At 46.8% G+C, this 22,723-nt stretch carries 24 protein-coding genes; 9 read left to right on the forward strand and 15 right to left on the reverse strand.

What is annotated here, in order from left to right; translation table 11 throughout:
• Positions 1 to 57: 57 nt before the first annotated feature.
• The gene (locus WJM45_RS20920) at positions 58 to 618 is read right to left on the reverse strand and encodes a thioredoxin family protein (protein WP_341326938.1); all 561 of its coding nucleotides are present in this window, start codon (positions 616 to 618) and stop codon (positions 58 to 60) included.
• Between the two features lie 321 nt (positions 619 to 939).
• Here WJM45_RS20920 and fnr point away from each other — a divergent pair, with 321 nt between their 5' ends.
• Complete coding sequence (fnr, locus tag WJM45_RS20925) at positions 940 to 1,644, forward strand: fumarate/nitrate reduction transcriptional regulator Fnr (RefSeq protein WP_341326939.1); 705 nt, start codon at positions 940 to 942, stop codon at positions 1,642 to 1,644.
• A gap of 77 nt (positions 1,645 to 1,721) precedes the next feature.
• Here fnr and WJM45_RS20930 read toward each other — a convergent pair whose 3' ends face one another.
• Entirely contained in the window at positions 1,722 to 1,850 is a 129-nt protein-coding gene (locus tag WJM45_RS20930; protein WP_341326940.1) for a hypothetical protein, read from the reverse strand.
• Positions 1,851 to 2,232: 382 nt separating this feature from the next.
• Here WJM45_RS20930 and WJM45_RS20935 point away from each other — a divergent pair, with 382 nt between their 5' ends.
• The gene (locus tag WJM45_RS20935) at positions 2,233 to 2,604 is read left to right on the forward strand and encodes a metalloregulator ArsR/SmtB family transcription factor (protein ID WP_341326941.1); all 372 of its coding nucleotides are present in this window, start codon (positions 2,233 to 2,235) and stop codon (positions 2,602 to 2,604) included.
• A gap of 40 nt (positions 2,605 to 2,644) precedes the next feature.
• Positions 2,645 to 2,971: a hypothetical protein gene (locus WJM45_RS20940; RefSeq protein WP_341326942.1), complete on the forward strand. Its 327-nt coding sequence runs from the start codon at positions 2,645 to 2,647 to the stop codon at positions 2,969 to 2,971.
• Positions 2,972 to 3,078: 107 nt separating this feature from the next.
• Here the strand turns inward: WJM45_RS20940 and WJM45_RS20945 are convergent, their stop codons facing one another.
• The 6 genes from WJM45_RS20945 to WJM45_RS20970 are packed head-to-tail and all read right to left on the reverse strand — an operon-like array spanning position 3,079 to position 9,907.
• The gene (locus tag WJM45_RS20945; RefSeq protein WP_341326943.1) at positions 3,079 to 4,743 is read right to left on the reverse strand and encodes a BatD family protein; all 1,665 of its coding nucleotides are present in this window, start codon (positions 4,741 to 4,743) and stop codon (positions 3,079 to 3,081) included.
• A 50-nt stretch (positions 4,744 to 4,793) separates the two neighbouring features.
• The gene (locus WJM45_RS20950; protein ID WP_341326944.1) at positions 4,794 to 6,581 is read right to left on the reverse strand and encodes a VWA domain-containing protein; all 1,788 of its coding nucleotides are present in this window, start codon (positions 6,579 to 6,581) and stop codon (positions 4,794 to 4,796) included.
• Complete coding sequence (locus WJM45_RS20955) at positions 6,578 to 7,558, reverse strand: VWA domain-containing protein (RefSeq protein WP_341326945.1); 981 nt, start codon at positions 7,556 to 7,558, stop codon at positions 6,578 to 6,580. The genes WJM45_RS20950 and WJM45_RS20955 overlap by 4 nt, the downstream gene beginning before the upstream one ends.
• Positions 7,555 to 8,031, reverse strand: coding sequence for a DUF4381 domain-containing protein (locus WJM45_RS20960; RefSeq protein WP_341326946.1), 477 nt, complete (start codon positions 8,029 to 8,031; stop codon positions 7,555 to 7,557). Before WJM45_RS20960 ends, WJM45_RS20955 begins: the two co-directional genes overlap by 4 nt.
• Positions 8,031 to 8,939: a DUF58 domain-containing protein gene (locus tag WJM45_RS20965; RefSeq protein WP_341328986.1), complete on the reverse strand. Its 909-nt coding sequence runs from the start codon at positions 8,937 to 8,939 to the stop codon at positions 8,031 to 8,033. The genes WJM45_RS20960 and WJM45_RS20965 overlap by 1 nt, the downstream gene beginning before the upstream one ends.
• Positions 8,939 to 9,907, reverse strand: coding sequence for a MoxR family ATPase (locus tag WJM45_RS20970; RefSeq protein ID WP_341328987.1), 969 nt, complete (start codon positions 9,905 to 9,907; stop codon positions 8,939 to 8,941). The genes WJM45_RS20965 and WJM45_RS20970 overlap by 1 nt, the downstream gene beginning before the upstream one ends.
• Before the next feature lie 593 nt (positions 9,908 to 10,500).
• On the opposite strand from WJM45_RS20970, the gene WJM45_RS20975 reads away from it, so the two are divergent.
• The 5 genes from WJM45_RS20975 to WJM45_RS20995 all read left to right on the forward strand — a co-directional run bounded on the left by WJM45_RS20975 (position 10,501) and on the right by WJM45_RS20995 (position 14,146).
• A complete protein-coding gene (locus WJM45_RS20975; RefSeq protein WP_341326947.1) occupies positions 10,501 to 11,847 on the forward strand; it encodes a POT family MFS transporter in 1,347 nt (448 codons plus the stop codon).
• 93 nt (positions 11,848 to 11,940) lie between these two features.
• Complete coding sequence (locus tag WJM45_RS20980; RefSeq protein WP_341326948.1) at positions 11,941 to 12,513, forward strand: DUF4124 domain-containing protein; 573 nt, start codon at positions 11,941 to 11,943, stop codon at positions 12,511 to 12,513.
• Positions 12,514 to 12,518: 5 nt separating this feature from the next.
• A complete protein-coding gene (locus tag WJM45_RS20985) occupies positions 12,519 to 13,349 on the forward strand; it encodes an SDR family oxidoreductase (protein ID WP_341326949.1) in 831 nt (276 codons plus the stop codon).
• On the forward strand, positions 13,349 to 13,543 hold the full coding sequence (locus WJM45_RS20990; RefSeq protein WP_341326950.1) for a CPXCG motif-containing cysteine-rich protein: 195 nt from the start codon (positions 13,349 to 13,351) through the stop codon (positions 13,541 to 13,543). Before WJM45_RS20985 ends, WJM45_RS20990 begins: the two co-directional genes overlap by 1 nt.
• 216 nt (positions 13,544 to 13,759) lie before the next feature.
• Positions 13,760 to 14,146, forward strand: coding sequence for a hypothetical protein (locus WJM45_RS20995; protein WP_341326951.1), 387 nt, complete (start codon positions 13,760 to 13,762; stop codon positions 14,144 to 14,146).
• A gap of 532 nt (positions 14,147 to 14,678) precedes the next feature.
• On the opposite strand, the gene WJM45_RS21000 is transcribed toward WJM45_RS20995, so the two are convergent.
• Positions 14,679 to 17,183: a phage tail length tape measure family protein gene (locus WJM45_RS21000; RefSeq protein WP_341326952.1), complete on the reverse strand. Its 2,505-nt coding sequence runs from the start codon at positions 17,181 to 17,183 to the stop codon at positions 14,679 to 14,681.
• 79 nt (positions 17,184 to 17,262) lie between these two features.
• On the reverse strand, positions 17,263 to 17,841 hold the full coding sequence (locus WJM45_RS21005; protein WP_341326953.1) for an HNH endonuclease: 579 nt from the start codon (positions 17,839 to 17,841) through the stop codon (positions 17,263 to 17,265).
• A 545-nt stretch (positions 17,842 to 18,386) separates the two neighbouring features.
• On the opposite strand from WJM45_RS21005, the gene WJM45_RS21010 reads away from it, so the two are divergent.
• Positions 18,387 to 18,668, forward strand: a complete 282-nt coding sequence (locus tag WJM45_RS21010; RefSeq protein ID WP_046061282.1) for an ogr/Delta-like zinc finger family protein — start codon at positions 18,387 to 18,389, stop codon at positions 18,666 to 18,668.
• Between the two features lie 43 nt (positions 18,669 to 18,711).
• On the opposite strand, the gene WJM45_RS21015 is transcribed toward WJM45_RS21010, so the two are convergent.
• Genes WJM45_RS21015 through WJM45_RS21035 form a run of 5 tightly spaced genes read right to left on the reverse strand, consistent with a single transcriptional unit; the run spans position 18,712 to position 22,464 of the window.
• Positions 18,712 to 19,338, reverse strand: a complete 627-nt coding sequence (locus WJM45_RS21015) for a hypothetical protein (protein WP_341326954.1) — start codon at positions 19,336 to 19,338, stop codon at positions 18,712 to 18,714.
• Positions 19,339 to 19,391: 53 nt separating this feature from the next.
• On the reverse strand, positions 19,392 to 19,691 hold the full coding sequence (locus tag WJM45_RS21020) for a hypothetical protein (RefSeq protein WP_341326955.1): 300 nt from the start codon (positions 19,689 to 19,691) through the stop codon (positions 19,392 to 19,394).
• Positions 19,692 to 19,723: 32 nt separating this feature from the next.
• Positions 19,724 to 20,131, reverse strand: a complete 408-nt coding sequence (locus WJM45_RS21025; RefSeq protein ID WP_014150445.1) for a hypothetical protein — start codon at positions 20,129 to 20,131, stop codon at positions 19,724 to 19,726.
• Between the two features lie 3 nt (positions 20,132 to 20,134).
• Positions 20,135 to 20,482: a hypothetical protein gene (locus WJM45_RS21030; RefSeq protein ID WP_341326956.1), complete on the reverse strand. Its 348-nt coding sequence runs from the start codon at positions 20,480 to 20,482 to the stop codon at positions 20,135 to 20,137.
• 5 nt (positions 20,483 to 20,487) lie between these two features.
• Positions 20,488 to 22,464, reverse strand: a complete 1,977-nt coding sequence (locus tag WJM45_RS21035; protein ID WP_341326957.1) for a DUF927 domain-containing protein — start codon at positions 22,462 to 22,464, stop codon at positions 20,488 to 20,490.
• Positions 22,465 to 22,723 lie beyond the last annotated feature (259 nt).

Raw genomic sequence — 22,723 nt, forward strand, 5'->3', positions numbered from 1 at the left:
CTACTTAATTAGATTTGAAAAAATAAAAGAAAAACCGGAACCGCTTCCTTACGTTCATTAATCTTTCCATTTAATATTGCAGCCTATACTCGGTATTTGCTGCGGATCGATTGGTTTGTCCGCCAATAAGTTATCTAAGGCCGCGCGTAAATCGCTACCGGTCAGCGGCACTTCGTTTTTAGGGGTCGATCCGTCCAAGCGTCCGCGATAAACACAAGATAGGGTTGCATCGAATACATAGATATCCGGCGTGCAAGCAGCTTGATAGGCTTTCGCAACAGACTGGCTTTCATCGTAAAGATAAGCGGCGAAAGGGTTGCCCCATTCCCGCATCATTGTTTGCATTTTGTCCGGCGCGTCCTGCGGATAATTGACGATATCATTAGCGCTGATCGCAATCGTGCTAATGCCCTGTGCTCGATATTCCTCGGCAATGGCGATCAATTGATCTTTGACATGCAGAACATAAGGGCAATGATTACACATGAAGAGAATCACCGTACCTTTTTCTCCTTTCAATTCTTGAAGCGTTTTAGTCTTTCCGGTCATGGTATCGGGTAATTCGAAATCCGGCGCACGGGTTCCTAAAGGCATCATATTAGATTCGGTCGCTGCCATTCTATATACTCCTATGTCTTGCTTAGATAATCTTAAACCATCTCGAAAGCGGAATTATAAAGCCTTAGGCTAAGTATGGATAGTTAGGCCGCTTTTCAAATAACCGGTTTTACTTTATGAACCATTAGTCGGCATACTACTTGACTCATCTATGAAATATCTGGACTAATTGACTTTTAATCCCTTCCTTATGAGGGATCGTTCAACTTTGTTTGCTGTGGGGTATGCTTGTCAATGACTACTACCAATGGATAACTGACCCTTTCTGAGCTACCTTGGCGGCCGACGATTTCATCCCAATTCCAAATAATGACAGTAACGATGGACTATGACCCATACGAAACATTATGCCAAGACTGCAGGTTAGTCGAGCTATGTCTTCCATACGGCTTACCGAAAACCGAGCTGGAACAGTTCGAGACAATCGTAAAAAACAAAGCGCCACTGTTAACCGATCAATATATCTATCAACAGGACGACAAATGCCGAAGTTTATTCGTCGTTAAAACAGGGTCGTTCAGAAGTTTTATATACAGTGAGGATGGCGCCGAACAAACAATTGGATTTTATTTACCCGGGGAATTAATGGGGTTTGACGCTTTTCAGCATGGGCGCTTCACAAGCTCGAGCATAGCGCTTGAAACGAGCAAAGTATGCGAATTGCCATTATCGAAGCTTAATGAATTATGCCGGTTGTTTCCTAGTTTGCAATCTCAAATGCTGCGCGTTTTAGGTAAGGAAATCGAATCCGATCATAATCAGATTTTGTTATTAGGTCATCGTTCAGCCAAAGAAAAAATGGCGACCTTTCTATTAAGGCTATCGCATCGATACAATGCCTTAGGTTTTTCGAAAACCGAATTCAATTTGACGATGAAACGGCAAGATATCGCTAATTTTTTAGGTATCACTAACGAAACCGTTAGCCGCTTGCTTGCCGATTTGAACCATCAGGGAATCATTACCATCAATCGACGCAACGTCAAAATTAACAATATGGACTCTTTAAAAGTCATTGTCGAATAATTGTTATTGAACCGAAGCTACCGCATAATCCCTTAAAGAGTAGCGGAAACCTCGGTTAAACTCGCAACGGAAAGTCGTTATTTCAACATCATTTGCGCTGAATTTGCAGAGTCGGACGGTCGGCTGGGACCTTGACCGGATTCGCCGCAAGCGGCTAAGGCTGAAACTGCAATAATGGCTAAAAACAAACGGCTAATAATTTTCATAATAAACTTTTCTCAATTGTGAGTTAAAACGTATTGTTCTGTTGTTCGATCGAACAACAAAACTTAACACCCTTATGGGTGAAGCCATTATCACATTATTAGTTTATCGCTGATTGATATGGATCAATTGGTAACCGATTTGTCGATCGACATTTGCAATTCGGCAACAACACGTTCTACACGCGATCCCTGACCCTCTCTAAAATTTGACGGGCACTCCGAGGCCGAATTTTCATCTACGATGAACATACTTAAGTTGAAGCTTATTGGACACCCCGGCACCGAAATTTAATGAGCTAAAGGTATGAAAAAAATATTTTGAACATTCGGATAAAATACTTATCTCAAATATAAATAGATGAACATATGAGTAGATATTGATATGATTAATTCGCCTGGCCTAGGCGCTAAGGACTGCTGCGATGGGCAAGAGACGCATCCCGAGTTGTTGGCCAAGGCCATACCGGACTTGCCCAATGAGAGCGAAGCCGGTCGATTGGCCGACTTGTTTAAAGCTTTAGCCGATCCCACTAGGGTAAGGATCATTGCCGCACTCCTGCACACCGAGTTATGCGTGGACGATTTGGCCAACTTATTGGATATGAGCCAATCGGCTATTTCACACCAGCTGCGATTGCTGCGTAATCTGCATCTGGTACAGTTCCGTCGATCCGGAAAGCATGCTTTCTATCGACTAGTTGACGACCATGTTCGAGATTTGTTTCAACGCAGTCGAGAACATTTGGATTGTTAAAACAAGGCGTTATCGCTCTTTTAATTTAGGAGATTCCTCCATGAAACATCACATTCACACCGAACACAAGCACGTTCATAACGAACATTGCGGTCATATGCGTATCGAACATGACGGTCATGTGGATTATTTACACGACGGCCATTTGCATCATGCGCATCAAGACCATTACGACGAACACGTCATTGCTGTAACAGAAACCAACCCAGCCGTTTGTGCGCCGTTAGTCTGCGCTTGCGGTCATGAAGGGTGCGGGCACGCGGCCATTCCGCATGGCGATCACATCGATTACATCGTCAATGGACGTTTACATCACCCGCACGGTGATCACTGCGACGATCACGGCCCCATAACGATAATCAACTGACGATACTGAAAATTTCTGTCGAGGTTTCCAATTCACGCCAATCGTACCCGGCGCCAAGATGATTAAAGGAATTCAAATTTAGGTGCCGGGTAATCGAGGTTCGGTTTTCACACGCGATACAAAGGTTCCAACTCATTGTCTACCGGCTTATCGCCGAGTTGCTCCCTGGCTTTATGCTCGGAAAAGGCTTGAAATAACTTTTTACCTTGCCAGTCTAGCCGGTCCGCACTGTAAAGGCATGCATTCAGGTGCATAATCTCGTCTCGTAATCTGGCTTCGCAATGATTGGCCAAGTCGCCTAGACTGGCGACCTTGTATTTTTCCCGGCCCCAACCGATCAAGACATTCTTAGCCGCTTGAGAATCGTTTTCTGCACAGGCTTTTTTCAAGGATTTGGCATATTCAGACAAGGATTGTTGAGTCGGATCTTGCGCTTTTACTTCGGACTTTACCGGACGGCGCAAACCGAAATAAAGTCCGGTTGCTAGCCAGCCGACTGCACAAAACAGCGCCGCCCACATCCAATAATCGAATTGCCTGGATGACTGCGTTGGGCTCTTGGAACTAGCGGTTTCTGCTTGAACTTTAAACTCGGCATTCGATACTGGTGGCGGTAACTCTTGTGCCGTCATTGCGCCTTCCGCAATCAGCGTTGTTTCCGGTAATTTAGCGATTTCGACTTGTCCGGTGCGGGTATTGAACCACGGTATTTCGATCGCCGGCAGTGTGTATTGACCGGCTTTTCCGGTAATAAACGCGATTTTTTCTTCGCGTAGCGCCTTAATGCCTTTAGGATCTTTATTTTCATTCAACACCGGTTGATCCGGATAAGTTTTCAGATCGGTTTGTTTCGGCTGCTTATGCAACTCGGGCAATTGGCCAACCGTCGCGCCTTGAGCGGCAATGCGTAACGTTCGAGTGAGCGGTTCGCCGACTCTCATTCGAGCAATATTGCCGGACCACTCCTGACTCAGACTCAACTTTTCGGCAGCCAACCAATGAGCGCCGGTAAAAGTTTCCGGAACCGGTTTGATCTCGAGGGTAATGGGTTTTGAGTTAATACGTTTCAACTTTGTACTTTGCCGATTAAAAAAACCGTTGAATCGAGGCTGGCCTCCTGTAATCACTTCGGCATCGAGTTGCAAGGGGGCAATCGTCATCGTTCCGCTTTGCTGCGGAAAAATCGCATATTTACGCTCAGTGACTTGATAACCGATGCCGCCGATTTGAGTTGTGTAATTGCTGTCTTCGCCCAGTTTTTCGATAACGGCATTATCTAATTCCGGTTCGGATAACCGGGCTTGCGTGATCGACACTCGGCGATAGAAACGCAAGGTATAGAGAACTTGGGATTGGACATAAGGATTTTCCGGCGTGGCTTCGACTTCCAAAAACAGATCGTCATCAGCGGCCTGAATCTCACGGCTACCGGCTTCGGTCACCATCAAGGAAACTTCATTGCTACGATCTTTGCCGAAAGCAATGGCCGGTATCGTCAATTCGCCCTCGCGTTTAGCCATGACCGACAATTTCCATTGCTGCGTCTTACTGTATTGACCGTTAATGATCGATGTACTACTGCTTTGACTCCGGCCAAGTATCTCGAAATCTTTTTCGAGCGGTGCAAAGTCTGGCTGATCGTCCGGCGTTTCATCGGCAATAAAAGTAATCTGGAACGATTCGTTCAAGCCGACCGGGCTACGATCGACCGTTACATCGATGTTTGCGGCCTGTGCCTTGAAAGTCGCGAATAAGCTAAACACTATCAGCATCAAGAAGCTCTTTATCGAGAGCCTTTTTTTTGTCGCTATCCTCATCGTCGTCACCAAGCTTCGTCTTGTTGCTTTTGCCGGCCGCGGCGGCCGTATTGATATTGGAATTTACGTTTCAACAAGCCGGCCGGATCATCCGGAATACGTTTCAGCCATTGTTCGCTGGCTTGTTTAGCTTCATCGGCCGGCTCGGTTTCTTGGCTTACCGCTTCTTCTTTTCCTTGATCGTCGGGCGTTTCGTCGTTTTGCTCTTGAACTTGACCTTCATCCTGTTCCGGATCGTCTTGCCCTTCTTCAATGTCTTGAGGTTCAGGCGATGAACGTTGCCGGTCTTGACCGTCCTCTTGTTCTTTTTGATCTGGGGGTTCGCCTCCGGACTCTTCCGAAGGCTCGCCTTGTTCGTTTTGTTCGGACGATGGCTCGGAATCTTGCTGTTGATTCTTATCGTTTTGGCCTTGTTGCTGTTCTTGCTGTTGTTTTTCCAATTCTTTTTCGACAACGGATTTATTGAAAGCCGCGTCTTCGTGATCAGGATCGAGCTTCAACGCTTCGTCATAGGCCGTGACGGCATCGGCCAAACGTCCCGATTGCGCTAGTGCATTGCCTCGGTTGTAATGAGTGCGCGCGCTATCGCTATCTTTGAGTGTTTCAAGAACTTGTTCGTACGATCCTGACTTATATTCGGCGACGGCCTTCCATTCCGGATCATTAAACAAACCGGCCGCTCGTTCGTAGTCTCCGGCATCAAAAGCCTGTTGCGCTTGTTGATTCGGCGTTTTCCACAAACTTTGCCAATCCTGCGCCTCGGCCCGGTTCGAAAAAGGCAAAACCAGCAGCATGGCAATCGATAATACGCCTTTCCGGAAACTCAATGCCGCCAACGGCAAAATCAGTAACAGTAGCCAAGGGCCGCGTTCCGCCCATAATTCCAGTAATAAGTCATCGTCCCCGGCATCGCTTTGAACTTGCCGGTTTTCAAATGCACTCAGCAGGGTTTCTATATCGCTGTCGTTCGAGCTGATCGTCCGGTAGATGCCGTTACCGAGTACAGCTAATTTTTCCAATTCGCCGGCATTCAATTTCGGAACGACAATGCTGCCTTGTCCGTCCTTGACGAAACCGCCGCCCGGCGCACCGATCGGCGCGCCTTCGGACGTGCCGACTCCGAGTATCGATAAGGAATAAGCGCCCAGATTTTTTACCGCGGCTTCGGTTTTATCGACATCGGCGCCATCGGTTACCAAGAGAATATGGCCTTTTTGCATACCGGCTTGTTTCAGCAAATCGACCGCATGATTTAGCGCCGCAACGGAATTGCTGCCTTGTACCGGCATGATGTCGGTCGTCAATGCCGACAATTGACTGGCAATCGTTTGCGTATCGGCTGTCAACGGAGTCACGGTAAAGGCATCGCCGGCATAGACCAATAACGCGGTCTGGCCGTCCTTGCGTTGCTTCAGGATGTCCGCGATTTTGAAACGGGCGCGTTCGAGCCGGCTCGGTTTTAGGTCGGCCGCATCCATTGAGCGCGATAAATCCAAGCCGATCACCAACGCCGAATCGTCGCGGAAAACAGGGGAGGGTAAGCGTTCCCAGGTGGGTCCCGCTAAAGCGAAGATCGCAAGCAAAGCCGCCAATGCTCCGGCGGTCAAGGTCATTCTGCTGCGATTTTGTACTTTGTCCTGCAGGATATAAGGCAACAACGGCTCGTCGCAAACCGTCGACCAATTACCCCGATGTAGTTTATGTCTTAGCGTCAACAACAAAGCCGCAAACCAAGGTATTAGCGCCAACAGCCACCACGGCCGGATAAAATGAAAGTATTGCCAGTCGATCATGACATTCTCAATCTTGCCGTTGCGATGATGCCGGCCAAAACTAAGGAAATTGACAGAGGCCAATGGAATAATTCGCTACGAGGCCGAAAATACTGTTTGTCTTTCTCGACCGGTTCGAGTCGATCGAGAATATCGTAGATTTGCTCGAGCTCTTCGGTATTTCTAGCGCGAAAATAGCGTCCGCCGGTTTTTTCCGCAATCTCGGTCAAGGTCTTTTCGTCTAAGTCCATTGATGGATTGACTTTACGGGAACCGAAAAAACTGCGCACGATCATTTCGTCTGCGCCGATGCCGATGGCATAAATTTTAAGATCATGTTCGGCAGCCAATTCCGCTGCTTTCAACGGCGTGACTTCACCTGCGGTATTCGCGCCGTCGGTCAGCAAAATCAATACGCGGCTTGTATCATCTTGGTTTCTTAGTCTTTTAACCGCCAAACCGATCGCATCGCCGATCGCCGTCATTTCGCCGGCCAAACTAATCACCGATTCGTTTAATAAAGTCACGACCGTTTTACGGTCGAAGGTCAAAGGCACTTGTAGATAAGCCTGAGTTCCGAACAAAATTAAACCGATTCGATCGCCGGTTCGGCGCGCGATGAAATCGCCGGCGACCCATTTCGTCGCCGTGAGCCGGTCGACTCGTTGTTTGTTGATGATAAAGTCCTGTTCTTCCATGCTCCCCGATAAATCGACCGCAAGCATCAAATCACGTCCGCTGATCGTTTGTTCGACCGGTTCGCCGAGCCATTGCGGACGCATGCCGGCAAATACCAACAAGATCCAAGCTATTACCGCGATCACCAGCGGCCAGCGCGCCGACTTCATCGATGCCTGCGCCGCGCACACCGAAAAATCTTCCAAAAAAGGGACTTTGAGCGCGGCTTGCTGTTGCGGCGAATCTTGCGGCAGCAACCAACGGACCAACAAAGGCAAGGGTAGTGCTGCAATTAACCAGGGCCATTCAAAATGTATCATCGTTTATTTCGTTTTTGAGCCTTCAGCCAACGCTCGCACAATTCGAATAATTCCGAGACATCGGTTTCCGGCGGTAATTCATTACGGTACGGAATTTCGATCAATTGTCGGCCAATGCCGGTACTAAAGGGTTGGTCCGGCAGCGAAGCGTCCAGGTGGTTCAACCAAGCTTGTCCTGTTAAACCCGCGCTTTGCTCTCGCGGTGCCAGGCTGATCGTTACTCGGCGAAGCAATATCGACAGACGGACGACCTTTTCGGCCGAATCGAGACTCGGGTCTTGCTTTAATTCCGCCAATAATCGGCGCGCCGATTTCAGCGCGGTTTTACGGGTTAAACGACGAATCAACCAAACCATCGAAACCAGTAATACCAAAATACCCAAAGCCGCCAGCCACCAACCGATCGCGGGCGGCCAAAAACCGATCGGTTCCGGCAGATGAATGTCGCGTAACGGAAGCGGCTGCGGATTCATTAACGTAAACTCTGCACCGGATCTTGTACGGTGCTGCATTGAATAAAGGTCATTCGAAATTTTTTTGCGAGGCTTTCCAAATAGCGGCATCGCGCATTGAAACGTTGATGATAATCGCTCAGGCGATCCCGGTCCCGAGTATCGATAACCACATCGCGACGACTATCGGTCAATCGAAATTGTCCGCCCGAAGGCAAACTGCTTTCCAACGGATCGTAGACTTGAATCAACACGACATCGTTATGTTGGGCAAGCCGTCTTAAATGATGTTCTGCGTTGCTTTCAAAGCCTCGAAAATCGCTGATGATATAAATCAAGCTGCCGGGCCGTGCATGTTGCGACAATCTTGCCAAACCGAGTTCGAAATTAAATTCGACCGGATGACCTTCGCCGATTTGCACCAAGCTATGAAAAAACCGCAAAACCGCATGCCTTCCATGTTGCGGCTTCATCTCCATACAGGTGTTATCGGAAAAGACTTGCCCGCCGATGCGGTCGCCGTGTTGCTGCGCAGTCCAAGCCAAGAGCCCCGCCAATTTGGCGGCCTGTACCGATTTGAACACGCCTCGTGTGGCAAATTGCATCGCCATGCGTTTATCGACCGCAATAAATACCGGCCGTTCCCGTTCTTCGCGAAACAACTTGGTATGGGTTTTTCCGGTACGGGCCGTCACCCGCCAGTCTATGCTGCGAATATCGTCTCCGGGTTGATAAAGCCGCGCTTCATCGAATTCCATACCGCGTCCCTTCGAGCGCGATACATAGCCGCCGGTTTGCCGACTGCGGATCGACCAACGATGCAACTTAAGCGACCCAGCCGTTTGTGCAAGATCGACCAAACTTTTCAAACTTACTGCGACTCGATCGTCGGTAGCTGAAGAGGGAGTGTCGGTTTTGTTCGATAGCATCAAGGAACAGCGATCCGGTTGATCAATTCGCGAATGAAATAATCAGGTGTGATGCCTTCGGCTTCAGCCTCATAGGATAGAATCAGACGATGCCGCAAGACATCGAAAGCAATATCCTGGATATCCTCGGGGCCGACGAAATCGCGTTGGGCCAGCCAAGCCTTAGCCCTGGCGCATCGGTCCAATGCAATACTGGCCCTTGGACTTGCGCCGTATTGCAGCCATGATGCCAAATCCTTGCCGTAGGCGCCGGGATTGCGGGTCGCCAAAACGATTTGCAGCAAATAATCTTCGAGATTATCGGCCATGTAGATAGCCAAGACTTCCTGACGGGCTGCAAGTAAATTATGTTGCGTCAAAGGCGTGAATGATTCTGTTGTGCCGTTCTTAGCGTTTTTTGCTTCGTTTCTTGCGAGATGCAAAATACTTTTTTCGTGTTCGGCTTCAGGATAATCGATTTTGATATGCAATAAGAACCGGTCTAATTGCGCTTCCGGCAAGGGATAAGTGCCTTCCTGCTCGATCGGGTTTTGCGTGGCCATGACCATGAACAAGGCGGGTAGGGGATATGTCGCGCCACCGACCGTAATCTGCCGTTCGGCCATCGCTTCGAGTAATGCCGCCTGTACCTTGGCCGGCGAACGATTGATCTCATCGGCCAAAATCAAATTATGAAACAACGGCCCTTTTTGAAATTCGAATGTGCCTTGTTGAGGGCGGTAAATTTCGGTACCGGTTAAATCGGCAGGCAATAAATCCGGCGTGAATTGCACGCGATGAAAATCGCCTTCGATACCCTTGCTGAGTACATTGATCGCTCGTGTCTTGGCTAAGCCCGGCGCGCCTTCGACAAGAATATGACCGTCGCACAACAACGCAATCAGCATTCTTTCTATCAATACATCCTGTCCGATAATTTGCTTACTGATAAAGCTTTTTAGCTTTTGCATCGCACTTTGATTAGTAATGTCTACGCTCATGATCCTGAATGAATGAAATTTAAAATCCTAAATTTTATACTTCGCGCGGCCACATTTGCGGCTTTCTGACGCGTTCTTTTGTCCGGTAGCGGTGTTAACTACATGGATGTAGGTAAGGGGCGTGAGCAGGAGCGGAAGCTTTGCGAAAACAGTTACATAGCTTGCTATGCGCCTGTTTTCGCGCCTTGCTACCGAACAAAATAGCATTGCCATAAAATCCGCAAACATGACCGCACGAAGTATACAAGGCATGCAATTAATACCTTGCCGAATTGCTTTAACAACTTTTACGCCGAAAGGTTCCCATTGTATCCGGATGAGGACTAGCATAGAAGTGTGTAACTTTGCGAATAAACAGTGAGTTTCTTGTGTATTGCTGTGTATAAATTGACCGGGTCGATTTTATCCACAAGCCCTCCACATCTTGAACCGAAGTTTACAGGCAGTTTAGTCATGGAACTAAAGTATTGATAAAAAATATTAAAAATGGTTTATCCACAGATTTCAGCTTGATTAATAGTAACAGTAATTTTAAATCTTTTAATTTGTTATGATTATAGGCAACCGATTCTTCTAAAATCATGTCCCAATATCGCAAAAATCCGCTCAAAACAACCGAACTGCCCTCCGGTATTCCCTTCATCATCGCCAATGAAGCCGCCGAACGGTTTAGCTACTATGGCATGCGCGCTATTTTGGTCGTGTTCATGACCCAATATTTAGTAGATGCATCGGGTCAACCCGATCTGATGTCCGAGCATGAAGCCCAAGGTTATTTTCATTTATTTGTTTCGGCGGTTTACTTGATGCCTTTGTTCGGCGCGTTGCTAGCCGATAGCGTGTTCGGTAAATATCGAACGATTCTCTATTTATCGCTGTTTTATTGTTTCGGTCATTTGGCTTTGGCGATCGACGATACCCGATTGGGTCTTTTGATCGGACAAGCTCTGATTGCGTTTGGAGCGGGCGGCATTAAACCCTGTGTGTCTTCGCATTTAGGCGATCAATTCGGTAAAAGCAATAGTCATTTGATGACCAAAGTTTTCGGTTGGTTTTATTTTTCGATTAACCTCGGCGCTTTTGCCGCGATGCTGTTGATTCCCTGGTTACTGCATGAATTCGGTTCGTCGGTTGCTTTCGGCGTGCCCGGTATATTGATGCTGTTGGCCACGATTATTTTTTGGGCAGGACGTTATCGCTTCGCGCATATTGATCCGGCCGGCATTGGCTTTATCAAGGGCATGCTTGGCCATGATGGTTTGAAGATTCTTGGAAAATTAACATCAATCTATGTGTTTATCGCGATTTTCTGGTCTCTATTCGAACAAATTGGCTCATCATGGGTCTTGCAGGCGCAAAAAATGGATAGAGTCATATTCGGCATCGAGGTGTTACCGTCGCAGATTCAAGCCGCAAATCCCTTGCTGATCATGGTATTGGTACCTTGTTTTTCTTATGGTGTTTACCCATTCTTGAATCGTTATTTCGATTTGACCCCCTTAAGAAAAATCGCGATCGGCTTATTTTTAACCGTGTTTGCATTCGCGATTCCGTCCGCGATTCAAATGCAATTGGATGTGGGACTAACGCCGCATATAGGTTGGCAGTTGTTGGCGTATTTTTTACTGACCGCAGCCGAAGTCATGGTTTCGATTACTTGCTTAGAGTTTTCCTATACACAGGCACCGAAATCGATGAAGTCCTTTATCATGGCTTATTATTTCGTGTTTATTGCCGCCGGTAATTTATTGACCAGTGCAGTTAATTTTTTAATGATGCCTTCAGACGGCTCCGGTCAATTAACAGGCAGTGCTTATTTTTGGTTTTTCACCGGACTGATGTTGATTACCGCATTACTATTTTTAGTGGTAAGCCGGCGCTATCAGGAACAAACTTTTTTACAGGATGAGCAAAGCATTAAAGAGTGACTTATAATTAAGAAAATTTTATTATCGAATAATTTATTTCGATTTGCTGCGGCTGTGTTATATCTGTTAATGACATCCGAAGAGAAAACCATAATGCGAATTTCAATTTTTATACTGGCTATTTCGGTCTCGACTATCACTCACGCCGATGCTTTTAAATGTGTCGATGCTTTGGGAAAAACCATCTATCAAGCCAAGCCTTGCGATGAAAATCACCAAAGTGTCCAGATCAATTTTAAAACCGGCGGCGCGATTGATAAAAACGAGCAACTCAAGAGAGAAGCTCAGCAACTTGAATTGCAAAAACAGCAGGAATTAACCGAGCAGCAATTACAGCAAAAACAAGAACAGTTCTTAGCGAATGCCAAAGAAGAAACTGAAATTAATCAAAACTTAATTAAGAATAATCCTGTTCAATTTACTCCTTATGCTATTCCGCCTTACGAATACGACAAATTAAAGCCCTTGGTGCAAAACTTTCAATCACGCCTCCCGGAAATTGAGCGTATAAGAAGGTTGGCCGCACAAAAACAACTGGCATCGGGACTTTGCGATCGTGTCGAATCCTCGGAGCTCAATGTTAGAAGTACTTCGGAAAACTTGGTTTTTTTGGTGGATTGTAGTAACGGCGAATCGGCTTATTTCAATGAAACCGAACTCCAGTAATCTTAATGTCTAACAGTAAAACAATTTTAATCACCGGTTGTTCGTCCGGAATCGGTTATACGACAGCGCACATACTCAAACAACGTGGTCATCGTGTTATTGCTTCGGCTAGGCAACAACACGATGTTGAGCGACTCAGCCTGGAAGGCTTTGAAACAATAAGGCTCGATCTTGCCGATAGCGCGTCGATTCGACAAGCCGTTTCCGAAATGTTGATCATGACCGAAGGTAGAATCGATGCATTGTTCAATAATGGCGCCTTTGGCCAACCGGGAGCGGTCGAAGATTTAAGTCGTGATGTATTGCGTTTTCAATTCGAAACCAATTTTTTCGGCACACACGAACTGACCAATTTGCTCATTCCGATCATGCGCCGACAAGGGCAGGGCAGAATCATTTACAATAGCTCGGTATTGGGATTTGTTGCCATGACTTACCGGGGCGCATATAACGCCAGCAAATTTGCTTTGGAAGGTTTAGCCGATACGTTACGACTGGAGCTTAAAGGCACCGGAATTAATTTATCGATCATTGAACCCGGACCGATTTTGAGCGATTTTCGTAAAAACGCCTTGGCGCTTTTCAAAAAAAACATCGACCCAAGCAATAGTTTTCATAAGGATCGTTATGCCGCAATGGAAACCCGATTGCAAAAAGAAGGGCCTGCCGTCCCTTTTACGTTGCCGCCTGAAGCCGTTGCCGATAAGGTGATTCATGCTTTGGAATCGAAACGTCCCAAAATCCGTTATTACGTGACTTTTCCTACTTATTTATTTGGCTATCTCAAACGTATTTTACCTATGTCCTGGCTCGATACTCTGCTACTTAAAGTTTGATGTTTAGCGATTTAGAAGAATTGTCGATTCAATGTCCTTATTGCGGCGAAACGATTTCATTATTGTTGGATACCCCTTCCGATTCACAAAGTTATTACGAAGACTGCTCGGTTTGCTGCTCTCCTATTTACGTTCAAATCGAAGTCGATGAAAACGGTCAAGTACATGTTGCTTGCAAACGCGATGAGGATTAAACCTATAATGCAATCATATTCGATTAACTTTTTAAACCAAGCATCAGCATTACCCTACAATTATACTTGGTTGAATTTATACGCTTTGTTTTAATTTGAGTTTGATATTGTGGCAATCTACGATAGAATGACTCCCGCTAAGTAGCTTTAATTTGATGGAATTTCTGCTGCATTGCTGAATAATAGTTACTATGACAACATGAGGACAAGTTAGACATGAAATTTTTAAGAAAGGTATTGTTATCTCTGGCTATTGCTAGCTCTATGGGCGCTGTTGCTACCCCTGTAATGGCTGAAAGCGATCCAGGCAGAATTTCATATGAACCTGCAGAAGCAATCAAATTGACTTCCGAAAAAATTCAAGCTGCGATCGACGCAGTTGCAGCAGGTTCTTCGGCCGATGAAGTCGCTGCTCTAGTCAAAGATGCTCTGGATATGAGCAAAGAAATCAATGCCAATGACAAAGTTGACGTTGCTCGCGCACGCGCGAACGGTCCACTGAAAAAAGCTCGCAGCGCCGCTAGAAAAGGATCTTTGGATGGTGTCGAAGAAGCTCTGCAAAGCGCTTTGAAAAAGTACAGCGAATTACCAGGCTTGATTTAATTATCTAAATTACAAGCTGATAGAAAGGGCGCTTTTAGCGCCCTTTTTTAGTAGCAGTGGTTACGGTTGGCGGAGGGAGAGGGATTTGAATAATAAGTTATTATTAATATAAAACAGTATATTACAGACTTTAACAAAGAAATATACCGTTTCTTATACCGTCTATTAAAAGTGCCGAACATGTTCGGCATCTTCGTATCTGTCAGCTTAACGCACAATGCATACCTCATGTGGCGCATCACACACCTAGACAATAACGGTTCAGGGCAAAATTTTATTGTTCACGATTAGAGAATAATAAAAACACTAGCATGATTTCGTGCCAACTCTACGAAAGCCACGAATAACAAGGCTTTAAGACAGGCATGATAATTGATATAGGCAATAATTTCTAATAACGAAATAATCAGTGATAAGTTTGTTTGTTGTCCGATTTTTGCCGGCGGCACCCATGCCGCGCGCTATTAAATGGCATCTGTACCGTACAAATGTACGGCACAGATTCGTTCCCCACGCGCGCGCGATTAATTCATTATTGCATTACGAGACTGGCACGCTCGAGTTCTCGAAGCATTTCGCGGGTTTGTTCGTTGTCTGGGAATTGGCCGCTGGCGATGCGGCCACCTACGTTGAAATTGACGTTTACTGTTTTTCCGCCTGATGATGGAGATGAGGACCGCTGTAGTTGTGACAGCTCTTTTTGCAGCTGCTTCTCGTAATATTCCGGGTCTGTATAAAATTTCTCGCGGAATCCAGGTCGGAGGCCGGCTGTCGTGCCATTGCTGAAAAAATACTTGTTGGCTTCTTCGGACGCGCGCTGTAGCACCTTCTCGGCATTGCCGCCAAGCTCGTCAATCGCTTTGATCAAATCTTGCTCGGTTTTCGACCAAGCCCGCTTTGATGTCACTGTATCTCGGCGGGTGGTTGGGTTCATGCTAGGGGATACGGCATTGTATTGGGCCTCTTCGGCTGCCGTTTGCATCGCGGCATAGTCATATTTTAACTGCTGTAGGGATGCCGAGTGTTGAGCCGCGCCATCGATGCCGGCACGGTGGAAATCATTAATCGATGAGGTGGCGCCGACGATCGCTTTGCCGGTCTCGTCGTAGGCGATCTTGACGTCGTATTGTGCAGCTTCGTGTTGCAGCGCGGCCGGGACCACGCCGTTATTCGCATCGATGACGGTTTGCGCGTATGCCGTGAACGAGCGTTGTAGGTCTTCGGTAGTCGCGATGCCGCTGGATCTTATTTTCTCGAATGCCGCTTTTGCTTTGTCCGCTGCTGCCTGCAATTGAGCGGAGGATTCTACTCCAAGGTCTGAAAATGCGCGTCGAATCTCTTCGGTTTCGATGTTTTTTAGCGCCTGATTTAGCTCGTCGGTTTTATTGATCTCCGCGTCAAAAGCGTCGATTAATGCTTGTTTAAATGCAGACAAATCGGTGTCTCTGAGTTTTTTTAGTCCTTCAGTTACCGACGTAACAGATTCGTCAGTTCCATCGGACCAAGCCCTAAATTTTTGCAGCGTTATTTCAGCTTCATTGCCTATTTTTGTTAATTCGCCGACGGTTTTACCGGATTCACCAACAAATTCAGCCTGGCTAACGGTCGCTGCAAGCACTTCTGCATTGTAATCGCGTAATTTTTGCGCCGCCGCTGCGATATATCCCTGCTGCTCATCAAAAACGATCGATCCATCTTTGACTGCCGCGTCTAAGCCGGCCATGCTCGTGATAGTTATGCCTGTGGCAGAAGACAATTCCTTGAAACGATCTTGAAGACGTTGGGAGCTGTCTGCTGCGCTAGATTCGGCGTCGGCTAATTTTTCCTTTGCGGGAACCAACTGCAATATTTTCCCACCAACATCGATAATCGAGGCGGCTAATGCCGCATAAGGGATCGCTTTAATTGCCAAGCCTAGCTTAGATACAGCGGCCGCCGCTGCGGTATTGGCTGCTGCTGATGCATTGGTCGCTACTGTATAAGCGGTAGTCCCCTCCGCACCCGATAAAAACGCTTTCGTCGTCGTAACGACAGCAGTTGCGACATTTTTGAACCCGGCGATATATTCGCCGAATTTCAGCATCAACCAAACTTTTGCTAAATTTGTTATAGCCCCGGCGTATTCTTGAATAAACTGGACGGTGCCATTGAATGTGGCGGTAGATGCCTCTGCAAATCCTCGCAAGCTGTTGATCAATGTATCGAAATCTATTTTTTCGACGAATGATAAAAATGCATCACCTGCATTTTTTAACGCCGATGCTAGCAATTCACTGAATCGTGTGATTGCTCCGGAGTCCGAAAGTCTTTGAATAAAATTCGCAAACCGCGTGTTTAAATCAGTCAGTACCGGGATTATTGCGCCCCCGATTTTTTCGCGAACGTCGGTGAAGCGTTTGGACACTAAATCCAGCGCCCCGGCCAAGCCTTTTCCCGCCGCTTCGGCGACACCGCCGACCTGCCCGGACACCGCTTCGAGAATAACGCCCTGCGCCTCGGCCTGACGGCCAGTCTCGACGAGTGATTTGATCAGATCTTTTTGCTGGTCGGTAAAAGTGACGCCCGAACGGCTCAGAGCCGTTAGCCCTTTAACGGGATCTTCCAGTGCTTTGCCGAGCTGCACCGCGTTTGTTTCTACCGAACCGAAACCAGCCTCAGCCAAGTCCAACGCTAACATCAAGGTCGTTTCGAACGCGTCTTTACCGACTTTTTTGAAGGTCAGAAGCTCATTAGCCGCGTCCCGGATTTCCTCAGCATTGCCGTTCGTCGCCTCGTCGAGGCGCTTCGACATATCGACGATTTCATCGGCTGTAAGCCCGGCAGCACCGCCGGTTGCTTTGATGGTCTGATCGAGTTTGAGGTATTGAGTTTCGAGGTTTTTAGCGTCCTCGATCGAGGCCGATAGAAATTTACCCGAGAAAAAGCCGGCTATCGCGGTAGCGATCTTGCCGGCATTGTTTTTTATCGAGTCCAGAACAGAAGATGCTTTATCCTCCGCATTAATTCTAATTTTGAGTGCAAGATCTCGAACAGACATGTTTTTTCCTTTATGTAAAAATTTTATTTAATGAATTGGCCTTTATGCCGCTTGATCTGGGCATAAATTTTGATATAGGTTAAGTTTGTTTGTTGTCCGATTTTCGCCTGCGTTGACCATGCAGCGGATCGAACCCAAGATCACGGTTAGCCTTTGACCTTGCGGCTATTGCATCGAGCTTGTCGTCAAAGTAACCAAGGTGGATTGTTTTGTAACGCACCATTATCGAGGCATGCCATTTGTTTTTGTGCCGGTCCCAAGAGACACCCACAAAGCCAGAGCTATTGCGTTTAGTCATGGCCAGGCTTCGCATATTTTCGATTCTGCTCACCTCTTTTAGGTTGGACCAGGCGTTATTGGTCCCATCTCTGTCTCGGTGCATGATATCGCCGACAGGCCAACGTCCAGTCATGTAGAAAAAAATAAGTCGGCTAAGCATGTAAGCTTTACCTAAAATAGATACTCGTATGTAAGTATGCCCCCTTTGATTAGTAAAAAATGCGCCTATAGGTTTGGCTGCATTTGATTCATTCCAAGCAATACAAGCATCTATTGACGTAAACATATCAGCAGTTCGTTTTCTCCAGGTGAATCTTCCGGTTGCTGGATCATAATCGACAAGTGATTTTAAAAGTTCTTGTGTAAGATCGGGTTTCATACTGGACAACAATTGTTAATAAATAGGAAATAATAAATCATAATGATAGGTCATTATTAACAGCAGGCAGCAGGTAAATTCACGCCTCCTCTCCCGCGCAAAATAAACTATTTTTTTCAACGGTTTACGGCGGCCCTTTTGCATGCCTTAGCGTTAGTGGGGTTTGTCATGGATGTTTAACAATTTTCGACCGTTTTTTGCATGGGTTAAGGTTGATGTTATGTTATAACGCCGCCTTTTGTATCGTGAATTGTAACTTATTGTTTTATAAATCAATGTCTTGAATCTTTAAAGCTTTCGATATTGATTAAGCGAATCTTAAGTCTATTCCGCTTTTAGTGCGTTATGCGGTTATTTTGCCAAGTGTTTTTGATGGAGTCTCGCGGAGGCTTTGTATGATGGCTTTCGGCGTAACACCCAACGAATTAAGGATTGCTTCTTCAAAATAGTCCTTAACAATCGTCGCAAGATCATCTGCGATATCTTCCGTGATATAGTTGCAATGCCACCGATACTCCATTCTGTCTAACCTCAATTGAGGGAATATGAAATTGCTTTGTCCACACTGCCGATCAAAACTTATTGTGGCCTCTACTGAGGAAATTTCAGCGACTAAGCAGAGGCTTTACGTTCAGTGCACAAACGTAAAAGGTTGCGGTGCTACTGGGGTCATGAGCAGCGAGTACGAGCACAACATAAGGCAACCTAAAACCAATACATACCAAGCCGCCGTTGCTGCACTCGACGCCCTGTCCCCGGAAGAGCGACGCGCGGTGCTTGAGCAAATCCGCGCGGAGGATGCGGAGAAAAACGACCTCGAAAATTGAGCGACACGGCGAAAACAGATATTAGGCAATGCACTAGGATGACCTACGCAGCATCTTCCAATTCCGGCTGATTTTTGCGGATTGCGGCGATAACGGCCTGCCTCGCTTGTGCTGCGGTCGGTCTTTCCAGTTTTTTGAATAAATCCTCGCTCATCGCCCGCGACAATTTTTCTAATTGCTCGTTCCTTTTGGAAACATTCCACTGGTCGAATGCCAGGTTATTTTTAACGATGATTTTCGAAACCCATTCGGTTAGCAGTGGAGCTGCTGCACTGATGAGTGCTTCAAGATCGGTTTCGGCCTGCCGTGCAGCAATATTTTTCAATGCAATAGCACCGCCGTTGTGCAATCTGGTTTTTTCATATTGCAGGATTTTCAAGCCCTCCTGCTGCATTTGGCGAGTCTCACGCAAAACCTTGAGCCGCTGCTCAAGCGCCTCCTTGTCTGTGCGTAATGACAGATACTCATCGGTCGATAATCTCCGAAGGGCAATGTCGCGCTGTGCGTTCGCTAGACGTTCGGTTAGTTCGTAATACCGACCTTCCTCTTGCGCGATTTGTGTTTCGATCTCTTTGATGTCCGTCCGCTTCAGGCTCATCATTGAATCGATGTTGGCAATTTCTTGCTGAACTGCCTCCCACTGATCGGGGTTTTTTGCTTGTTTTGTCATGACTATCCTCGTTCGATAAAAGTAAGCGTCGCCGGTCACGACGACGCTTCTCGTTAAATTAAATAGGGGTTGGATTCCTTAGCCAATGTCTCCACGATCGTCTCAATGAGCGCGTCCAGTGCGACTAAGATGGCTTCATGCTCCCGGGAAAATCGAAGGTCGTTGTGATTGCGAAACTCCCTATAATCGGCAATGTTCTTTCGAATTTTGAACATCGCGGCATATTTCGACGAACCCTCTAGCTTCTCGAGGTCAATGAGCGTTTCGATGGAATCTTTAACTCCACTGAACAGCGACGCCATTTGCTTTATTGAGTGATCGCTGGGTTTTCTGGTGTGATGCATTACGGACATTTTTGTTTCCTATAAGGTTGATTGATTGTTTATTAACGAAGCTGTGATCCCGAGGGACCGTTTCCGGTTGCATACGCCAGCGGGTAAGGTCGCCATCCTTCCGGATCGGGACCTCGACAACCAAGCTCCGCACGTTTATCGGCTGGAATCGGCCATAAATAAAAATCCTCGCCGACTTCGACCCGACGTTCCAGTGTTTTCATTTTGTAGCCGGCGAGATCCGGATCGGTCGGGTAATTGGAGCCCATGCTCGGCGTCGAGGGGTTTTCGGTTTCCTGCAAGGCCAATTGATCGACTAGATCCGGAATGCTATCTGTGATCGTTTGATACTGCGCTTCGGTCATTTTTGAGGTTGGCCATGCGCGAACATGGCACCTATAAATGTCTAAGCCCAGCCCCTGCGCCTTGAGTTGGTCTAATGTGGTTGGTGTTTCACTCATTTTCTATACCTTTTTTTTTAAATTGTTAGTGGGTTGTTTTCTGCCTTTAAGACATCGTTCATCGGGGAGCAAATAAAGTCGGAGCAGCTTTTCCAGACGATTAATATCAGTGATATTAAGATCAGCACCCGCTCTCTCCATCGCGCGAATAATTTCCCTACGAGCATACTCCGGATGGACCGGGGAAAATTCGCCCGGCGCCGGGGATCGGATACCCTTTAAAAACCATCGATCGATGTCTAGTGCACTGGAATTCGGTTTGTATCGCATGTGCCACGAGCCGATTAGTGGGGAGAAATACATCTCATGCCTGAGCTTTTCGGCAATGATTTGGGGATTAATTTTGTTCATGCCTGTTAACCATCAAATAAAGTTTCTGCATTAATTACAGCAACACGACGCTTTGTCCCGTTCACTCGACGTGTGACGGTGGATATCACCGAACCGGTCTCCCGCTTCGACGTTGCCACTATTAGTTCTCGCTCAACCATTTGCTTGAGCACTGTATTTTTACTTGTTGTAATCGGTTCCCCCTGCTGCTTGGCAACTGCCTGAGCCGCCGCAAAGGCCGATTCCGGATTCAAATAGATTTCCTCACCTGATACCCAGCCGACTTTTGTTCCGCCTGGCTCATACTGAAAAAATCGGCCATCGACATCGCCGTGCTGAGCATCTAACGTTCTTTCATCAACCGAACGCTTGATAATTCCATTGCCGCGCCGCCAGCCGTAACGCTCGGGAAATTGCGCCGGTATGTGATCGGTTTCGGCGGCTGCCAGATGTGCGGCACCGGACGCCAAAGCAGATGCGAGTAGTGCTATAAATCTGCTGCAAATGTCTGTTTCGTCTTGATAGTCGCGTTGCTCTATGAAGGCCGACTTCAGGTTATTTTCAATATCCAGTATCGCGTCATTGGCGCCGGCGTGGTCGATTGCCTTCGTTTCAACACAAAATTGAAAAAACACATCAATACCCACCATTAAACTTGCAAAAATATCAGGACTGCGCGCGTGTGAATTTGCAAATCCTTGGGCTATAGCGGCAGTTCTTCGATCAACTATTTTCTTATGAAGATTTTCTGAAAGGCTATCCATTTTGCCGGTAAGCCAAACAATATAAAGACTCATGATTTCAGCAAGCTTGCCATCCCTAGCGGCGGATTGAAGTTCTGTTAATGTTTGAACGTCGATGTCGTTTCGACCTATGCTCACCACGACACCGCGTCCCAATGTGCTAGAACTTCCGGACAAATCTTCGCCGGTTATGATGGGCATACCTCTGTTATAAGGCGACGGTCGTTTGGTCGAATCTGCGTTCAGACGATCGCGTCCGCTTTGATTCCCGATCGATTGAGCTATTCTTTCAAAGGTGGATTTCATTCTTGCCGAATCCATTGCTGTGCCGCCGGTGAACTTAAGATCGTCTATGCAATAGGGTGAGTCTTGCGCCTGGTGACTAATCATCTCTATAGCATTCACTGTCGAATTCCAGTTAGCCGGCATCGTGGCACCAGTAAAGTACCCAAGGAAGGAAAGTGCAATAGCCACGACGGAAGATTTTTTAGCACCGGTGGATCCGTAAATAAACAGGAAAAAATCAATCGGGTGTGCGCTGTACAGAACCGACCTCGCCACGCAAGCAAACAAAACAGCGCCTACTTTGGGGTTGCTTTTGCTGACCGATAAAAACTTTTTCAATAGTGAAAAGTCTAGCGTCTTGGGTGGTTCGGGCAGTTGGTAGCGGCCCATGTTACCCGTTAAAATAACGTTTATTGTTTTATCAAGACCCTTTTTCGTCATCGCGCCGGTCGAGGTTAAATATATCCAACCTTGATCTGTTTTCACCCATCCGAGGTAGGATTTTGATTCCACGTAGGGGACCGGGGAATCACAGGTCGAAAATTTGTGAACTGCGGCTGTGGTGTGCCGTAACGATGAATTCGTTGGCTCGACAAAAGCCAGTAAGCCCCAAAACTCCGCTATCCAAGCGCCTGAATGGAACTTGTCGGCGGGAACCTCTATGGTCGGAAGATCTTTCCCACTACAATGTTTACCTTGGATAACATACACAGACCGCCTTTGAAGGCCATCGTCAAATATTTTTACCTCAATGATTTTGGCCTCGAAGTCGCATAACACAGTTTCGATTACATTTTTCGCGGTTGACCTAACGTGGACCAAGCAACCGTTGCTGATTTTATAATTGCCCGCGTACTCTGCTTTTTTCGATTTTCTTTTATCGTCCAATTTAGCAACGTTTGACTTAATCTTCATCCTCGCCTTGCCGGGCTCAGTTACTTCGATGCCGTTAACATTATCCATTTTTTTAATCATCCTCATCTGTATTGAAGTCGGGCTCGATCATCGTTGTAACCAAATTATTACGCACAAAGAGAACATAGATCGCCCCAGCTTCAAGCACCTCACGGATTAGATTTAAAATTCTGTCCGCACTTTCATTCGCTCCGCACTCCCGTATGATTACGCTTCTATTCTGTAATGGCGTCCAATTGAAGTCATTCGGGGCCTGGTCGGCAGGCAGAACAAGTTTCGGGGATCGGCAAAGCCATGTGCTTTTTGCTATCTCCCATGC

This window comes from Methylotuvimicrobium sp. KM2 (genome assembly GCF_038051925.1).
In the GTDB taxonomy this organism is placed as follows: domain Bacteria; phylum Pseudomonadota; class Gammaproteobacteria; order Methylococcales; family Methylomonadaceae; genus Methylotuvimicrobium.

Coding starts and splice junctions, on each gene's coding strand:
- WJM45_RS20920 (WP_341326938.1), bottom strand. CDS start 618: ATGGCAGCGACCGAATCTAATATGATGCCTTTAGGAACCCGTGCGCCG.
- fnr (WP_341326939.1), top strand. CDS start 940: ATGGACTATGACCCATACGAAACATTATGCCAAGACTGCAGGTTAGTC.
- WJM45_RS20930 (WP_341326940.1), bottom strand. CDS start 1,850: ATGAAAATTATTAGCCGTTTGTTTTTAGCCATTATTGCAGTTTCAGCC.
- WJM45_RS20935 (WP_341326941.1), top strand. CDS start 2,233: ATGATTAATTCGCCTGGCCTAGGCGCTAAGGACTGCTGCGATGGGCAA.
- WJM45_RS20940 (WP_341326942.1), top strand. CDS start 2,645: ATGAAACATCACATTCACACCGAACACAAGCACGTTCATAACGAACAT.
- WJM45_RS20945 (WP_341326943.1), bottom strand. CDS start 4,743: ATGCTGATAGTGTTTAGCTTATTCGCGACTTTCAAGGCACAGGCCGCA.
- WJM45_RS20950 (WP_341326944.1), bottom strand. CDS start 6,581: ATGATCGACTGGCAATACTTTCATTTTATCCGGCCGTGGTGGCTGTTG.
- WJM45_RS20955 (WP_341326945.1), bottom strand. CDS start 7,558: ATGATACATTTTGAATGGCCCTGGTTAATTGCAGCACTACCCTTGCCT.
- WJM45_RS20960 (WP_341326946.1), bottom strand. CDS start 8,031: ATGAATCCGCAGCCGCTTCCGTTACGCGACATTCATCTGCCGGAACCG.
- WJM45_RS20965 (WP_341328986.1), bottom strand. CDS start 8,939: ATGCTATCGAACAAAACCGACACTCCCTCTTCAGCTACCGACGATCGA.
- WJM45_RS20975 (WP_341326947.1), top strand. CDS start 10,501: ATGTCCCAATATCGCAAAAATCCGCTCAAAACAACCGAACTGCCCTCC.
- WJM45_RS20980 (WP_341326948.1), top strand. CDS start 11,941: ATGCGAATTTCAATTTTTATACTGGCTATTTCGGTCTCGACTATCACT.
- WJM45_RS20985 (WP_341326949.1), top strand. CDS start 12,519: ATGTCTAACAGTAAAACAATTTTAATCACCGGTTGTTCGTCCGGAATC.
- WJM45_RS20990 (WP_341326950.1), top strand. CDS start 13,349: ATGTTTAGCGATTTAGAAGAATTGTCGATTCAATGTCCTTATTGCGGC.
- WJM45_RS20995 (WP_341326951.1), top strand. CDS start 13,760: ATGAAATTTTTAAGAAAGGTATTGTTATCTCTGGCTATTGCTAGCTCT.
- WJM45_RS21000 (WP_341326952.1), bottom strand. CDS start 17,183: ATGTCTGTTCGAGATCTTGCACTCAAAATTAGAATTAATGCGGAGGAT.
- WJM45_RS21005 (WP_341326953.1), bottom strand. CDS start 17,841: ATGAAACCCGATCTTACACAAGAACTTTTAAAATCACTTGTCGATTAT.
- WJM45_RS21010 (WP_046061282.1), top strand. CDS start 18,387: ATGAAATTGCTTTGTCCACACTGCCGATCAAAACTTATTGTGGCCTCT.
- WJM45_RS21015 (WP_341326954.1), bottom strand. CDS start 19,338: ATGACAAAACAAGCAAAAAACCCCGATCAGTGGGAGGCAGTTCAGCAA.
- WJM45_RS21020 (WP_341326955.1), bottom strand. CDS start 19,691: ATGTCCGTAATGCATCACACCAGAAAACCCAGCGATCACTCAATAAAG.
- WJM45_RS21025 (WP_014150445.1), bottom strand. CDS start 20,131: ATGAGTGAAACACCAACCACATTAGACCAACTCAAGGCGCAGGGGCTG.
- WJM45_RS21030 (WP_341326956.1), bottom strand. CDS start 20,482: ATGAACAAAATTAATCCCCAAATCATTGCCGAAAAGCTCAGGCATGAG.
- WJM45_RS21035 (WP_341326957.1), bottom strand. CDS start 22,464: ATGATTAAAAAAATGGATAATGTTAACGGCATCGAAGTAACTGAGCCC.